At 33.8% G+C, this 16,326-nt stretch carries 12 protein-coding genes; 8 read left to right on the forward strand and 4 right to left on the reverse strand.

Going from position 1 to position 16,326, the window contains the following annotated elements:
* Nucleotides 1-81: 81 nt before the first annotated feature.
* The gene (gene ileS, locus AAGE00_RS00910) at nucleotides 82-3,252 is read left to right on the forward strand and encodes an isoleucine--tRNA ligase (RefSeq protein ID WP_264685567.1); all 3,171 of its coding nucleotides are present in this window, start codon (nucleotides 82-84) and stop codon (nucleotides 3,250-3,252) included.
* 44 nt (nucleotides 3,253-3,296) lie between these two features.
* Nucleotides 3,297-6,071 (forward strand): hypothetical protein, encoded by a 2,775-nt coding sequence (locus tag AAGE00_RS00915; protein WP_341815278.1) that lies wholly within the window; start codon nucleotides 3,297-3,299, stop codon nucleotides 6,069-6,071.
* On the opposite strand, the gene pheT is transcribed toward AAGE00_RS00915, so the two are convergent.
* Together pheT and AAGE00_RS00925 are read right to left on the reverse strand one after the other, a co-directional pair.
* Nucleotides 6,068-8,407, reverse strand: a complete 2,340-nt coding sequence (pheT, locus tag AAGE00_RS00920) for a phenylalanine--tRNA ligase subunit beta (RefSeq protein WP_213863976.1) — start codon at nucleotides 8,405-8,407, stop codon at nucleotides 6,068-6,070. The two genes, AAGE00_RS00915 and pheT, sit on opposite strands and share 4 nt — an antisense overlap.
* Before the next feature lie 110 nt (nucleotides 8,408-8,517).
* Entirely contained in the window at nucleotides 8,518-8,787 is a 270-nt protein-coding gene (locus AAGE00_RS00925; RefSeq protein WP_010402566.1) for a hypothetical protein, read from the reverse strand.
* A gap of 237 nt (nucleotides 8,788-9,024) precedes the next feature.
* On the opposite strand from AAGE00_RS00925, the gene AAGE00_RS00930 reads away from it, so the two are divergent.
* From AAGE00_RS00930 to AAGE00_RS00955, 6 genes are read left to right on the forward strand one after another with little or no spacing between them, the layout of a single operon-like run.
* Nucleotides 9,025-9,750: a F0F1 ATP synthase subunit A gene (locus AAGE00_RS00930; protein WP_096097195.1), complete on the forward strand. Its 726-nt coding sequence runs from the start codon at nucleotides 9,025-9,027 to the stop codon at nucleotides 9,748-9,750.
* A 59-nt stretch (nucleotides 9,751-9,809) separates the two neighbouring features.
* On the forward strand, nucleotides 9,810-10,037 hold the full coding sequence (locus AAGE00_RS00935; protein WP_006014985.1) for a F0F1 ATP synthase subunit C: 228 nt from the start codon (nucleotides 9,810-9,812) through the stop codon (nucleotides 10,035-10,037).
* 3 nt (nucleotides 10,038-10,040) lie between these two features.
* A complete protein-coding gene (locus AAGE00_RS00940; RefSeq protein ID WP_213863977.1) occupies nucleotides 10,041-10,520 on the forward strand; it encodes a hypothetical protein in 480 nt (159 codons plus the stop codon).
* A 7-nt stretch (nucleotides 10,521-10,527) separates the two neighbouring features.
* Nucleotides 10,528-11,004 (forward strand): ATP synthase F0F1 subunit B, encoded by a 477-nt coding sequence (locus tag AAGE00_RS00945; RefSeq protein WP_052264897.1) that lies wholly within the window; start codon nucleotides 10,528-10,530, stop codon nucleotides 11,002-11,004.
* Between the two features lie 5 nt (nucleotides 11,005-11,009).
* Entirely contained in the window at nucleotides 11,010-12,599 is a 1,590-nt protein-coding gene (locus AAGE00_RS00950; RefSeq protein ID WP_341815279.1) for a glycosyltransferase family 2 protein, read from the forward strand.
* On the forward strand, nucleotides 12,581-13,576 hold the full coding sequence (locus AAGE00_RS00955; protein WP_213863978.1) for a COX15/CtaA family protein: 996 nt from the start codon (nucleotides 12,581-12,583) through the stop codon (nucleotides 13,574-13,576). Before AAGE00_RS00950 ends, AAGE00_RS00955 begins: the two co-directional genes overlap by 19 nt.
* Here AAGE00_RS00955 and AAGE00_RS00960 read toward each other — a convergent pair.
* Both AAGE00_RS00960 and AAGE00_RS00965 read right to left on the reverse strand, forming a co-directional pair.
* On the reverse strand, nucleotides 13,559-15,529 hold the full coding sequence (locus AAGE00_RS00960) for an acetyl-CoA carboxylase biotin carboxylase subunit (protein WP_012481866.1): 1,971 nt from the start codon (nucleotides 15,527-15,529) through the stop codon (nucleotides 13,559-13,561). The two genes, AAGE00_RS00955 and AAGE00_RS00960, sit on opposite strands and share 18 nt — an antisense overlap.
* Nucleotides 15,530-15,590: 61 nt before the next feature.
* Complete coding sequence (locus tag AAGE00_RS00965; RefSeq protein WP_341815280.1) at nucleotides 15,591-16,262, reverse strand: ankyrin repeat domain-containing protein; 672 nt, start codon at nucleotides 16,260-16,262, stop codon at nucleotides 15,591-15,593.
* Nucleotides 16,263-16,326 lie beyond the last annotated feature (64 nt).

A 16,326-nucleotide genomic window follows, 5' to 3' on the forward strand; every position in this document is an offset into this window, starting at 1 on the left:
CTATCAATGTTTATAGAAACAGAGTTTTTGAATTTGTAATTTTCCAGAAAGCTCTATATTCTTTGATTTTATCCAGTTAAAATGAATATGAAGTATTATCCTGATACAAGCAGCAGTCCTGATTTTTCATTGCTAGAAAAGGAAATCATAAAATTTTGGCAGGAAAATAAAATTTTTGAGCAGTCAGTCGAGAAACGTTCCAAGGATCATTGTTTTGTATTTTATGATGGGCCTCCGTTTGCAAATGGACTTCCGCATTACGGACACTTGCTTACTGGTTTTATAAAAGATGCATTTGCAAGATATCAAACTATGCTGCAAAAAAGGGTTGAACGCAGATTTGGTTGGGATTGCCATGGGCTACCGGCTGAGATGGGCGCGGAAAAGGAACTTAGAATATCTGGTAGAACTGAGATAGAGAAATTTGGCATTGAAAAATTCAATAATCATTGCCGTACTTCTGTGATGAAATTTTCATCAGAATGGGAGAAGTATGTAAATAGACAAGCAAGATGGGTAGATTTTCACAATGACTATAAGACTATGGATAAGTCATTCATGGAGTCGGTCATGTGGGCATTTAAGCAGCTTTATGATAAAGGTCTGGTGTATGAATCAATACGCGTTGTTCCCTATAGCTGGGCGTGCGAAACTCCACTCTCTAATTTTGAAACAAGGCTTGATAATGCATATAGAGAAAAAATTAGCAAAGCTGTAACTGTTGCTTTTGAACTTTTAGAAAATCCAAAGCAATTTAAACAAAAATGTAGATTACTTGCTTGGACTACAACGCCTTGGACGTTGCCGAGCAATCTTGCACTGGCAGTAGGGGAGGATATTGAGTATTGTATGGTGTTAGTAAATGGTGAAGTCTGCATCTTTGCTGAAAGTTATTTAGAGAAATTTGTCAGCCACTGTGAACAAAGCAATATTCAATATGAAAACTGTAATACAAAACTTAAAGCGAGTGATCTTGCAGGTCTTTCCTATAAACCACTGTTTGATTACTTTAAAGATACAAAGAATGCGTTCCGTGTTTTCATTGCTGATTATGTTACAGGAGAAGATGGTACTGGTGTTGTGCACACTGCTCCTGGATTTGGTGAAGAAGATTTTTACCTTTGCCAAAGCCATGATATTCGAGCTGTTTGTCCAGTTGATAACGCTGGAAAATTTACTACTGAAGTTTCAGATTTGGCAGGAGTTCATGTTTTTGATGCCAATGATACAGTAATCAAGAAATTAAAAAGGCAGGGGAGCTGGTTTAAAACTGAGCAATATATTCACAATTATCCACACTGCTGGAGAACTGACACTCCTTTAATCTACCGCACTATGCCTTCTTGGTATGTTGCTGTGACAAAGTTTAAGGGAAGAATGACAGAGCTAAATAAGAGAGTTAATTGGATGCCGAATCATATTAGAGATGGTCAATTTGGAAAATGGCTTGAAGGAGCGCACGACTGGTCTATTTCACGCAATCGATTTTGGGGTACGCCAATTCCTGTGTGGAAATCAGATGATGCAAAATATCCAAGAGTGGATGTGTATGGCTCAATAGCAGAACTAGAGCGAGATTTTAATGTTAAAATAGATGACTTGCACAGACCATTTATCGATACTTTGATAAGACCAAATCCTGATGATCCAACAGGAAAATCAGTTATGCGTCGTGTGCCTGATGTGTTTGATTGTTGGTTTGAGTCTGGCTCGATGCCGTTCGCGCAAGTTCACTATCCGTTTGAAAATAAAGAATGGTTCGAGAAAAATTTCCCTGCGGATTTTATCACTGAATATATAGCACAAACAAGAGGATGGTTCTATACGCTTTTTGTGCTTTCCACTGCTTTATTTGATAGTGAGCCATTTAAGAATTGCATATGCCACGGTGTGGTTCTTGATGTGAAAGGTCAGAAATTATCCAAGCGTTTAAATAATTATGCAGATCCAATGGAGGTTTTTGACAAATGTGGTTCTGATGCGCTGCGTTTTCTTATGCTATCTGGTTCCATTGTTTGCGGTGGTAATTTACTACTCGACAAAGAAGGAAAATCGATACGAGATATTCTGAAGGACGTAATAAAACCTATTTGGAATAGTTATCACTTTTTTACCATGTATGCAAATGCAGATGGAATTAGAGCTGAGGTTTGTAAAGATTATCAGAGTACCATTGATCGCTACATGATTTCCAAATGTTTTGAAGCTGTGGAAAGTATACAAGCTTCTATGAACAACTATAATTCCCAAGAGGCTTGTAAAACCCTGATGAATTTCTTTGAAGTGTTAAATAATTGGTATATTCGTCGTAGTCGTGAGCGTTTTTGGAAAAATGATTTAGATCAAGACAAAACTGATGCTTATAATGTTCTATACACAGTTTTTTATTACATACTACGGGCTGCAGCTCCTTTGTTGCCACTCATAACAGAGACTATATGGCAAGGGCTTGAGTACAAAGAAACATCTGTTCATTTGGCTGATTTTCCACAATCAGATAGATATGACAGTGAACTCATTGCCAAGATGGATTTGGTAAGAGAGATATGTAACTCTGCATTATCCATCAGAAATACGTTTAACATGCGCATCAGGCAGCCACTTGGCAGTATGACCATTTATCATAGGTCTTCCTGCGATTTCCTTGAAAATGAATATCAAGAGATAATAAGAGATGAGGTGAATGTAAAAGAACTAGAAATAGTAAGTGAGTTGAAAGAAGTTGCGTCACTAGAGCTAAAACTAAATTTTCCGCTACTTGGTAAGAAGATTCCAGATAAAATCAAGAAACTAGTTCAATATGTCAAAGAAGAAAAGTGGAAGCAAATTGAGAATGAGCAAATATTTCTGGGGGATGAAACAGAGAACTATACTATAGAAAAAGGTGAATATGAACTATTGTTAAAAGCAAACAGTGAATATTCTTCTGTATTTGATGACAATAAAGGGGTTGTTATTCTGAGCACTGAGCTCAATGACGAACTAATTCTAGAAGGACTCGCAAGAGATGTTGTGAGGCTTATTCAAGAAACTAGAAAGCAGGCTGATTTCCATATATCAGATAGAATCAGAGTAATAATCAAAGCAGAAGATGAGAAAGTTAAAGAGGCAATAAACAGGTGGGATGAGTATATAAAAGAGCAGACCCTTGCCTTATCTTTGGACACTAATAAAGAGATCGAGGCCGATTTCTATTCTAAGGAATACCAAGGTTTGACAGTTGGTATTAAGTTAATAAAGTTGCAAAGTTAGTAATGTTTATGCTATACTTAAATTACCTTAAGTAGGGTGGTGATATGAATCAAGTTGTTGCAGATGGTCATAGAGAAGTTATTGATTTAAATAACAACAGTGATGGTTCAGGTAAAGTAGAATCTATTTCCAATGTTGCTTTGGAAGAGGAAGAAGAGTTTTTTGATGCTATGGAAGATGTTTCTAATGTAGAAGAAGGGAATGATTTAGGTCTTGCTAATTCAGAAGAGGAAGAAGAGTTTTTTGATGCTGTAAGTAAGCAGGATTGGTTAATTAAACAAATAGCTGCTTTTAATGTTCCGCTCAGTATATTCCATTATAAGGATTATGACTCTGACTTTTTTACCTCTTGGTATAATATGTCAAGCGAAATATTGAAAGAGATAAACAGAGCTTGCCCAGAGAAGAAAGTATTAAATTTAGCTCTGTCAGTTTTAATGCTCCCTTATATTGCTTTTACTGCACTGGGGTTAGTCATATACAGTAGATTTAAAGCAAATAGCAAGACACAAGAAGGTGTAGTGGAAGATAAGATAAAAAAGAGTGAAACAGGTGTGCCAAAAAGATTGGCATATGGCGCTCTTGCTGCAATGGCAATTTTTGTTAATGTGACTGTGCTTGTAGCCTTAATCGTTCCTGCAACAGTTGCTTTGGCTACTTTTTATCTTTTAAATAGAGAGTTATCTCACTCTTTAGTTACTGCTCTTAAAATAAGTATGGGGCAGTATTCTAATAAGCACCAAAATATAGAGGTATCTTTTCATGAAATGGAGGTTTCTGAGTCAAGCATTGCATATGATATGGAAATAAAGTTTCCACCGCAATTTAAACAATTACTTAAAGATTTATGCGAGAATGAAGATAATAAGTGGTTTAATGTGACACGAGATTCAGAGCATAATACCATACTGAAATTATCAGCTAATATCAATTTAAAAAATGGTCTTCAGCCCTTGCGTAATGAGATCGGAAGTGTAATTGCAACTTCGATTCAAGAATGCGCAAGAACTATGGAAGAGCTGGTGAATCTAGAAAAGAAAGATATTACACATGATAAACTGAAGGAATTATTGAGTAAATTCAGGCTGAAAGTGGTGAGTAGCATAGATTCTAAGTTGACAACTCACTTAATAGAAAATGCTTATCAAGTTGCTTTTATACAAGCAATTAAGTTTCAGCAAAATAGACGGGGAAAAGATTTTTCACTGGAGGATGAGCTAAAAAATACTTTAGTGAAACAGAAATTAGAAAGTCAAGGTAAGGAATTACCAAATGAGAAAGAAGTGATAATCAAAGATTTGAAAGAACTAAAAATAAAGGAGTTACTTAATTTGACTGATGAAGATGATCGGCTAGAGTCCCTTATGAAAGTAGATGATATAAGTGATGATGCACTTCCTGTATTTAAAGCAAAATGGAAACAGCTTATAAAAGAAGGGAAAATAGCTGAAAGGACAATAATTAATACTTATGAAGATATGTACCCTCAAGAAACAAAGAAAGCTCTAGATAATGCTGAAAGAGAGATTGAGGATTTAAGAGAAATAGTACAGATAAGATATAATGGTGAAAAATTAAAAGAGATGCATAAAAATAGGAAAAACGGTAACTTAAAAGATGGTGCTTTAAAAAGGAAATTAGAAGATTTTTTTAAATTTGAATATGATGGTCAAAAAGTTGAGGAAATGCTAATAGAATCGAGAATAAGGACTATTCAAACTCTACCGAATAAGTCAGATAAAAAAATAAAGCAATGTGAATTAAATGAAATAAGGATTTCGGGTAAAGTGAATGATTTTGTAGAAAAGGTGTATTTAGAAATAACGAAATGTAAAATGCTAAATTTATTTAGAGGTCAAGCAAAGGGTATAGAGAATTCATGTAAGTTATTAGAAAGGGAGGCACCAGATCTAGTAGAAAAGATTAATTCACATCGAGTGAGAATTGAAAAATACTTAAAAAGACCTGAAAAACCTATGCTATTGAGAAAAATAATAGAAGGGAGTAAGGATTTAAATAAGTACTTAAAAGATGAGCAAGAGAGAAGAGGAGAAAAGCATCCAAATACAAAGCTAGTACAGAAGCACTTAGAAAATAACAAAGAAATTCTAAAAACATTAGAACAGTTGAAATTGGAAGAAAAAGGATTGTTGATAAATAAAAAAACAAAAAATGATTATAGAGAAGAACTAGAATCTCGTGAAAAAATAAAATTTGCAATAATAGAAGATGATTTACTGAAGGCGTTCGAGCATGAAACTTTTAACGAAGAAGCAATTAAGAAGTTACTAGAGAGAGCAGAACTTGAGTACTATTTGGCAAAAAAGTGCATAAAAAGTCCTGTGATTAAGACAAAAGACAATATCAAACATTTTTGTCAAGATTTATTGTCTCCTTTAATAAATAGGTTGGTGGAAAATATAGTAAATAATGTACCAAAAAGTGATAAGAGTTCATGGCTGCAGCCTATAAAAGCTATTAGGACAGGCTTGGGATATATTCAAACAGGTCTTGCCGTTGCAATGCGTGGGGATAAGAGCACAGAAGGAAAAGCGTTGAGTGTGGCACATGATACTCATAAGGAAGTAGAAACATTTCTTCAACATTTTCAATCAAGTTATGAGGAAGTAGGAGTTTTTTTGGGTAATTTATTTTCTGATGATGGAACGACATTTAAAAATGATGTATGGCCTAAAGTAGAAGAGCATTTGCATGGAATGTGGGATAGGTTTTTCAAGGATATTGAATTCAAGATAGGAAATAAATTGGATGAAGTAAACGTGACACAGCAAAATCAGGAAACGGCGATTACGGCTTAATGATGAGCTCTCAAAGTTCCTTCAGTATTTTCACACACTAAGTTGACTATCATATTTGATTCTTTTTGGATTTCCTCTTCAGTTAAAGTGTGAGTTGGAGAGCAGAAAGTAACTGAAAATGCTATAGACATCTTATTCGATTCTATATTGTTTCCATGATATACATCAAATATCAAAACTTCTGTGATGAGCTCTGAGCTTTTTTTCACCATATTGATTATACTGCCTGCTGCTACATCTTTATTTACAATAAATGCAAAGTCGCGTTTTACACTTTGATATTTATAATCGATAAATTTTTTTCTACTTATAGGTAAATTTTCGATATTTTCTAATATCAACTCAAAGCCTACAATTTTTTGTTTGATGTTAAAAAAATCCAATATACTCGGATGCAATTCTCCAAAATAACCAACTATTTTACTTCTAAAAGATAAGGAGCCTGATTTTCCTGGGTGATAATATTCTTTTTCTGCTCTCTCTATTGCTAAATTATCACAATTGACATTAAAAAGTTCCAAAGCTGTTATGAGGTCAGCCTTTGCGTCAAAAATATCTATTTTTCTATCAGTGTTATAGTGGTTTTTCGGCGAATTATTTCCTGATCTAATTCCACTTAAAACGTACTTAGACTGAGCCTCACCATTATAAATTGGTCCAATTTCAAAAATTGCGAGATCAGATATCCCGTGAGCAATATTATCTGCAGTGACTTGCAACAAATTTGGTATGACACTTGGCCTCATTATATTGAAGTTATTATTAAATGGATTATCGATAATGAATAACTTATTCAAGTAACCAAACTTTTCAGCTGTTGATTCACTCATAAAAGACCAAGTTATCACTTCATGAAACCCTCTGCTTGTCATTAAAATGCGCAAATCATCTTGTGTCTCTTCTTCTACTGTAACGTCTTCTGCTAGTTGCTCTTCCTTTATTTTATCATAGCCGTATATTCTTACTACCTCTTCAACTAAGTCAGCAGGTATGGTTACGTCCGGTCTCCAGCTTGGTACTTGTATATTCCAATTACCTTCGGTTTTTTTATCGATACTAAACCCTAGCTTTGTTAAAATATCGAATACCTCATTAGGTGATGCAGATACACTTCCAAGTTTGTTTGCATTCTGATAATCAAAATTTATCTTGGTATAAGCCTTATTCAAATTGCCAGCAGACACTATGCTTGACACTTCTCCGCCACATAAATCCAAAATCATTTTGGCTGCAAGATTGAGTCCATCAAGGGTAAATTCAGGGTCAATTGAACGTGCAAATCTGTAACTTGAGTCTGTGGAGATGCCTAGCTGCCTTGAAGATTTAGTGATGGAGATGGGGTCAAACCAAGCAGACTCTAAAAAGATATCAGTAGTTTCAAGTGTACATTCGCTATACTTGCTGCCCATAATTCCAGCAATTCCATGAACATTTTTATCATCAGAAATAACGCTTATGTCTTTGTTCAATGAGTATTCTTTATCATTTAAACCAATAAATTTTTCTCCATCGTTTGCTTTACGTACTGTGAGCTCTCCTTCTATTTTTTTTGCATTATATGTATGCATTGGGCGATTAAAGGATATCATGATGTAATTAGTAATATCAACTATTGCAGAAATGGAGCGCATTCCTATCGATTCCAGACTATCTTTTAGCCATTTTGGACTCTCTTTATTTTTTACATTAGTGATATATACTCCACTAATAAAACTCTCCCCATCGATGACTTTGACGTTTATTAGTGAGTTCATAGAAGCGGTAAGTTGTGGAATGATTAAAGTCTTTAACGTTCCAATTCCAGTTGCTGCTAGATCACGTGCTATTCCATAAACACCTAAGCAATCTCCACGGTTTGGAGTGATGTTTATGTCAATTACAGGATCGCAATTGAAAAATTTATCTCCTGTTTTATAATCATCAGAAAGCTCGATTATTCCTTCACTTTCATCTTGAGTCAGCGAAAGCTCAGAGGCAGAGCAGAGCATCCCTTCACTTAGCACTCCTCTTATTTTTGTAGGCTTAATTGTAAAGTTGCTTTCTGGCAATGTGCTACCAAGAGATGCAAGTACAGTCTTCATGCCTTCTTTAACATTTTTTGCTCCGCAGACTATCTGCAGAACTTTACTTCCATCATTTACTTTACATAATTTTAATTTATCAGCATTTGGATGAGGTGCGATTTCTAATACTTTTGCAACAACAAATCCAGCTAATTTGGTATTATCTACTATATCTTCGACTTCCAATCCTATGTGAGTTAGCTTACCAGTAATTTCTTCTAAATTGGCATTAGTTTCTAAGTACTCTAGTAACCAAGATAATGTGAATTTCATCTATCTAACAAGAAACAAAAATTCATTGTAATGTAAAATGTGATGTTTTTAAAGTTTGTTGTAATAAGTGGCTTCTATATTGCAAGAAACAACAGAGAAGCCTACTCTTTCTACAAAGAAAGAATTTTCTTTATGTCACCTTTGCAGTCCATTTCCATGCAGAGTTGAATGTTCATATTGTGATCATCTATATGGAAATTATAAATGTAAGCATCACCAGTGAAATTTCCTATAACATCATGGCTTTCATTTAGCATTTCACCTGCCATGTGGAAAAGACCAGTGTCTGAGTTAGAAGAATAATCTGTAAACTTGATGTACCCGTTACCACATTCCTGTTCTAAATTTAAAGGTGGATTAGTAAAATCTATTTCGTTCATAATTGCCTCATATTAAAATTAAATTATAGTTAAAATAAGATGTTAAGTCAAGATGTTAAGTAACTTAATAAGATTAGTGAATTTTTAAATAGAACGCTGGCTATAATTAGCATTCTAATCACATACTTTGTTGATATATTTATGCCATAATGGCATGGATCTTCTATCTTAATTCTTGACTTTACCCTATAAAATCTATATTTTACTTACTATTATAGTTTAAGTATATAAATCAAGATGGCGTTAAATCCGCTAGAACAATTTAAAGTATATACAATAATAGAACTACCAAAATTATTTGGGTATGACATAAACTTTACCAACTCATCTCTTTTTATGATGATCTCGGTGGTATTAATGGTACTGTTTTTGCTCCTTGGAATAAGAAAAGGTGCAGTAATACCAGGATATTTGCAAGCTGCAGTTGAATATGTATATGATTTTGTTGTTTCAATAATAGAAAGTAACACTGGAAGCAAAGGTTTGGAGCACATTCCTTTGATATTTACAGTATTTATTTTCATTTTATCGTGTAATTTAGTTGGTGTTCTTCCTTATAGTTTCACAGTTACAAGTCATGTGATAGTTACCTTCGCTTTATCAATGGTGGTTTTTACTTATATAACGATTGTTGGGTTTAAAGAAAGAGGAGTAGAATTTTTACGCATATTGCTACCAAAAGGAACTCCTTCGTGGCTTGCACCTATAATCATCATTATTAAATTATTTGCTTATTTAGTAAGACCGATTAGTTTATCAATAAGGCTTGCAGCAAATATGATTGCGGGTCATACAATCATCAAAGTGATAGCAGGATTCGTCATAAATATGAACATATTTTTTACACCTGCACCTTTTTTGTTTATAATTGCACTAATAGGATTTGAAGTATTTGTTGCAGTTTTGCAAGCTTATATATTTACTATATTAACATGTGTATATTTGTCAGATGCAGTAAAGTAATTGACTTCCTTGCAGAATATTTTACAATTATATTATAAAGAAATAGTTAAAGGTAATATATGGATTTAGTGGCTTTAAAATTTATAGCAATTGGTTTGGCTGTGTTTGGAATGCTCGGTGCTGGTTTAGGTATAGCTAATATCTTCTCTGCTATGTTAAATGGGATTGCGAGAAATCCTGAGTCAGAAGGTAAAATGAAAAGTTACGTTTATATTGGTGCTGCCATGGTTGAAATCATGGGGTTGCTTGCGTTTGTACTTGCAATGTTATTAATATTTGCTGCTTAACAGATGCCACAGCTTGATGTTTCAACTTTCTCTTCTCAAATTTTTTGGTTTTTAATTTTTTTCTCTTCACTTTTTTTTGTAGTGAGTTGTTTGTTTTTACCGAAGTTAGATGAAATAATAAGCACTAGAAGTAAAGAAGTGTTAGATTCATTTAATAGTTCTATTCACCTTTTAAGACTTACAGAAGAGCAAATTGCCAAGTATAATGCAGCTTTAAATCAAGCTAGAGTACGGGCAAAAAAAATCATAGATGATGCATTTGCTCAAGTAGAAGAAATGAGAGCGAATGTTAAGGCTATATTGGAAGAGGAAGACAAGAAGATGATTAAACTTGTTGAAGAAAAGGTAGTACAATTTAAATCTAAGTATATTAGTGAATTAAAACAAATGGCTACTAGTATTGCTTTGATTTACTATACTAAGTTAACTAATTCTGAGATTGAAGAGGAATTTGTTGCTGATTTGGTATCCAAAGAATTTTAGGGTTTTTATGTCTACATTACTAGTTATAAGCCTTGCTTTTTTAGTAGGTTTTATCCTCTCATATAAATTGCTAAGGAAGGTAATAAAAAACGCGCTTAACAATAAACGTAACAAAAGCAAGTTTTCAAGTGAAGAAACTGAAAAATTCAGAAAAGATATGTTGGAGTATTACAAAAAATCTTCTGAAAAATACAAAAAATTAGATGCAGAAGTTAACAAAATGATGAATGAAGCACTTGATAAGGCTAATAGTATTATTAAGCATAATAGACAGCAACTCGATCAAACGTTAGATGAAAATGCCCATTCTAATTTGAAGAAAGTTACTGACCAAGTTGAAAAAGCTCTTGGGGATTTACAAGCTAACACAGCGAGTATAGCTGCTGATGCTGTAAAAAAAATAATGCATGAACGTAAAGATGATAAGCGTAGTAGTGAGGTTATATCTTCGTTTTCACGTGACTTGAGCAAAAAGTTGCATTAAGTTTAATGCCTGTACTTCAAACTGATAATGTAGAAAAAATTAAATTTGATTCTAGTTTATGCAAAGAACAAGAGAAACTTTTCTACTATAGGTTTAATATAATTCCTTGGCAAAAATTAAATGATACTACTTTTTTTATGGTTGAAGACATAAGCCAAGATATCAACCTTTGGGTCGAATCTCATTACGGTATTGAATATGTATTGATAAAAGTAGATAGCAAACAGATTTTAAATCTTCTTAACTCACACTTTGGTATTTCAGAATTCGCAAGTAACTACTTATATTATAAGAATCCTAATTTTTCAGCTAAAAGCATTAGGCTCAGTTCAATCTTTTTTTCCTCTTTCTTTGTTATGATTTCGACTTTAACACTGACAAAAAAATATGCATATTTTGCTTTGGTGTTGATATTTATAATCGGATGTTCTAGTTCTTTATTCAAATTTGTAACTAAAATTTTTGGCTTGCGTAAAATTTCTAACCAAAAAGCAGATTATGATAAGATGAATGAACCTATATATAATATTTTATTGCCTGCTTTTAAAGAGAATGCGGTTATAAAGCAATTGATTAAGAGCATTGAAAGTTTGGATTATCCAAAATCAAAATTAGATGTAAAGCTTGTGATAGAGAGCGATGATCAAGAAATGTTGGCAGCTATAGAAAAATGCACTTTACCACAGTATTTTGAAGTAATAAAAGTGCCTCATTCTCTGCCTAGAACAAAAGCTAAGTCATGCAATTATGCTATGAGCTTTGCTAGAGGAAAGTATGTGGTAATATATGATGCAGATGACAAGCCAGATCCGTTGCAGTTAAAAAAAGCACTAATTGAATTTAATAAGGGCGACGAAAAGTTGGCTTGTGTACAGGCGAAATTAAATTACTATAACTTTGGTTGCAATTTTCTTACAAAATTCTTTTCTCTTGAGTATATGAACTGGTTTCAATATTTTTTGCCTGGATTTCAAAAAATGAACATGCCAATACCTTTGGGTGGTAGCAGTAACCATTTTTCAGTGGAAATTTTAAAGAAAGTGCTTTTTTGGGATGCTTACAATGTCACTGAAGACGCTGACCTTGGTTTGAGACTTGCGCAAATGGGATATAAAACCAGGATTATTGATTCAGAAACATTGGAAGAATCACCAACTACTGTGTTTGCTTGGATCAAACAAAGAGCACGCTGGATTAAAGGTTATATGCAAACTTATATCGTTCATTTAAAAAATATAAAATTACTTTTTAAGCACACTGGGCTTAAGGGAGTTTTGCTATTAAACCTTTTTGTTGGTTCCTCAGCTTTTATATTTTTCACGACTCCTTTTTTGTTACTTTCATTGGTGCTGACTCAAATTTTGAATGAATTATTCTTATATTATTTTATAATAGTATACGGTATTAACTTGATTTTTTTGATAATAGCTATCAGACAACAAAAAATGCCTTTTTATTTTTATATAGTATCAATATTTTTTCCCGTCTATAGTCTACTACATAGCGTTGCAGCTTTTCTCGCTTTGTGGGAATTTGTTATTCACCCTCAGCAATGGAATAAAACTCAGCATGGATTATGGAAGCAAAACCTGTAGCTATTTGGCTTTTTCTCTGCTCTCTCATGGTGATTTGCATGGTGGGAATTGGTGGATTTACCAGACTTTCAAAAGCAGGATTGTCAATCACGGAATGGAACCCAATTACCGGAACATTGCCACCGCTGAGTGAACAAGACTGGCTAAAAGAAAAATCAAAATATGAAGCTACACCTGAATATAAAGCATTTAATTATGGTATGAGTATGGAAGAGTTTCGCACCATATACTTAATAGAATATGTGCACAGGTTAATTGCAAGGCTGACAGGTTTAGTTTTTATCTTACCATTTATATACTTTACACTAAAAAAAAGAATACCTAAAAATGCAGTAATAAGGTTATCTACAGCACTATTATTTGGAATTTTACAAGCTTTTGCCGGTTGGTATATGGTTAAAAGCGGTTTGGTATCTAATCCTCATGTTAGTCACTATAAGCTCGCACTTCACTTACTGCTTGCGTTGGTTATCTTTGCATTATTGTCATATCAATTTTTTGATTACCAAATCAAACCAAAACAGATAATTAAAATTAATAGCAACATTACATGTTACATATGGATAATTTTAATCCTAGTGACAGTACAAATAATCTTCGGTGCATTTGTTGCAGGGCTAAATGCTGGTTTAATTTATAATACCTTTCCACTAATGGATGGACAAATTGTTCCGGAAGATTTATTTTACTTACAGCCTGCTTGGCTAAATATCTTTGAAAATAGAGTAACAGTGCAATTCATACACCGGGCATTGGCATTGCTGATATTAGTTCTGACAGCAATACTCACAATAAAAAATGCCAGTATAAAACCATTATATGTTATGCTATTCTCCGTCATCATTCAGGTAATTCTAGGAATAGTCACTTTGTTGCTGCATATACCAATGGCTATTGCTATAGCCCATCAAATGTTTTCATTTATCTTATTTGGATCAGGTTTATACTGCTTGCGTTATTTAAGAAATCAGATCTAATACCAAATCACCAGCATGTATATTTTTTCCTTCTTTAACAGGGATATTTTTTATCACCATTTCTGATTCAGCACATATTATATTTTCCATTTTCATTGCCTCCACAACAAAGAGAGGTTGTCCTACCTCTACCTGATCTCCAGCATTGACGTGTAATTTAACCAATAAACCGGATATTGGAGATTTTACAGCGTCTACTGAAATCCCTTCTGTTTTGTTGTTTAGCATTAATTTGCTTAGTTCAGCTACATGAGGTTTCAATACACAACATTTAGCTTTCATACCTGCGTGTCTTATAAAGTATTTGCTACCTTGCCTTTCTATTTTAAGTGCTATATTGGTATCATCATTAATTGTGATATATAGTAATCTGTAACTTGATTTCCACTTACCCACCACGGAGTATTTATTGTGGTTATATACTGTTGTTAATGTGTTATCTTGATACTTTGCATTTACGGAGTACTCATTGTCATCTATTTTCACTATGAATGCTTCGTCTGTTGACTTACTGTAATACTTTCCCTCATTTTCTAAGTGAACATACAGTGCAGCAAAAATAAATATTTTAATATATTCCTCTGTGATAAAATCGCCTTGAAACCCACTAGGATAATGGTCTGGAATGAATCTTGTGTGGAGTTTTGCTGCAATAAAGTTTGGATGATGGAAAATGGATTCTAGAAATTCTATATTATTTGTTACTCCTTCTATATAACATTCAGACAATGCTTTTTGCATTCTGCTGATTGCTTCTATTCTATCTTTTCCATAGGTTATAATTTTTGCAATCATTGAGTCGTAGAACATGCTGATTTCTGAACCGCTAGCTACTCCATCATCTATTCTTACATCATCTGGTTTGTCGTAATATTTGATTCTTCCGCTGGAAGGAAAAAATCTCTTTGATGGATCTTCAGCGCAAATTCTGCTTTCTATTGCAGAGCCAATAAGTTTAATATCATTCTGACCAAATCTTAATTTTTCTCCGCAAGAAATTCTGATCATCTCTTCCACTATATCTATTCCAGTGACAAATTCTGTTACTGGATGCTCAACTTGTAATCTCGTATTTACCTCAAGAAAATAGAAGTTTTGGTTCTTATCTACAACAAACTCGACAGTACCTGCTGAAAAATAATCAACTTGCTTTGCCAAAGAAACACATTGAGCATACATTTTTTGTCTTACTTCTTCACTAATAAATGGGCTTGGTGTTTCTTCTATTATTTTCTGGTTATTCCTCTGTACCGAGCACTCTCTCTCCCCAAGACACACTATATTGCCGTATTTATCTGCTATGATTTGTATTTCAATGTGTCTTGGCAGCTCTATATATTTCTCTATAAAAATACTGCCATCTTTAAAACTTTTCTCTGCTTCATTTGTTGCTGATGTAAATGCTAGTTCAATTTCTTTTTTGGAATATACAATTCGCATTCCTTTGCCACCACCACCTGATGCAGCTTTGAGCATAACGGGAAAACCAATCTCTTCAGCAACGATGGCTGCGTGGGCAGCATCTTCGATCTTACCCATATATCCTGGCACTACATTTACTCCAGCTTTTCTTGCCTCTTCTTTTGCCGTTATTTTATTGGCTGTAACTTCTATTGTTTCTGCACTTGGACCAATGAAATCTATGTTATGTTTTTCCAGAGCACGGGGAAAATCTGGATTTTCTGCTAAAAACCCATAGCCAGGATGAACCGCCTCGGCACCTGTTTCAACTGCTACTTCGCATATTTTTTCGATATTTAAGTAACTAAGATAAGCAGGCGAAGGGCCAATGTGCCTTGACTCATCTGCTTGCTTTACATGCACAGAATTTGCATCTGCATCTGAGTACACAGACACACAAGATATGCCCATCTTGTGCGCAGTTTTGATTATTCTGCAGGCAATCTCCCCTCTGTTCGCTACTAAAATCTTACTATACTTCTTTCTTATCATCTTATAAGTATACTTTCTTAAGTTAAGAAAGTAAATTTCTATATTACTACCTGCAAATACTTCACACTGGGGCTAAACCACTATCTAAAAGTTGCATAACATCAGGATCTGTCACTATAGTACTTTCGTTATAGAGGCCATATACTTCATTACATGCCTTAAATAACAGATATGAAGATCCTCCAGAAGCTATTGTTGCTATTGAAGCCAATGCAAGAGATTGAGAAGCCGAAAATAGAAGATACAAAGATACACACATAGCGGTAGCACACACTATAGCTCCTACTATATATAAGCATATATGAAACTTCTTATTACATATAAAGCCACATTTTATATCTGCAATTTGCTTAACTTCCTTCTGCTCTGAAGGATCCAAGAAGTAAAGAGGTGATACTGCCTTATTATCCTTAATATAGCTTTTATCGAGGAGTGCTTCCTTAATATATTTCTTATTATTCTTAAGTTCCTTTTCTAATCTTTTTACTTCTTCCCAGTCTTTGGCTTCTTTTGCTTTTTCAACCTCAACCCTGGTACTTTCTTCTAAATCCTTTATGATCTTCTGTAACGCAGATAATAGAAACCCTTTACTTGCTGCTATATGAAATGGGTTTCCATTTTCATCAATTCTATGCTTAGCTACACAAGCAACTCTTTTCTTGCAAGCTTCAATAAATTTACTTTCATCCTCTTCTGTTACAACTTCTCTTGCAATTTCAAATAAATTATCCATATATACACCTCACTGCATTCACTAATATTAAATTATACAATGCAGTTTGTTAAAAATAAATGTA

Source organism: Wolbachia endosymbiont (group B) of Aricia artaxerxes, from assembly GCF_964026975.1.
In the GTDB taxonomy this organism is placed as follows: domain Bacteria; phylum Pseudomonadota; class Alphaproteobacteria; order Rickettsiales; family Anaplasmataceae; genus Wolbachia.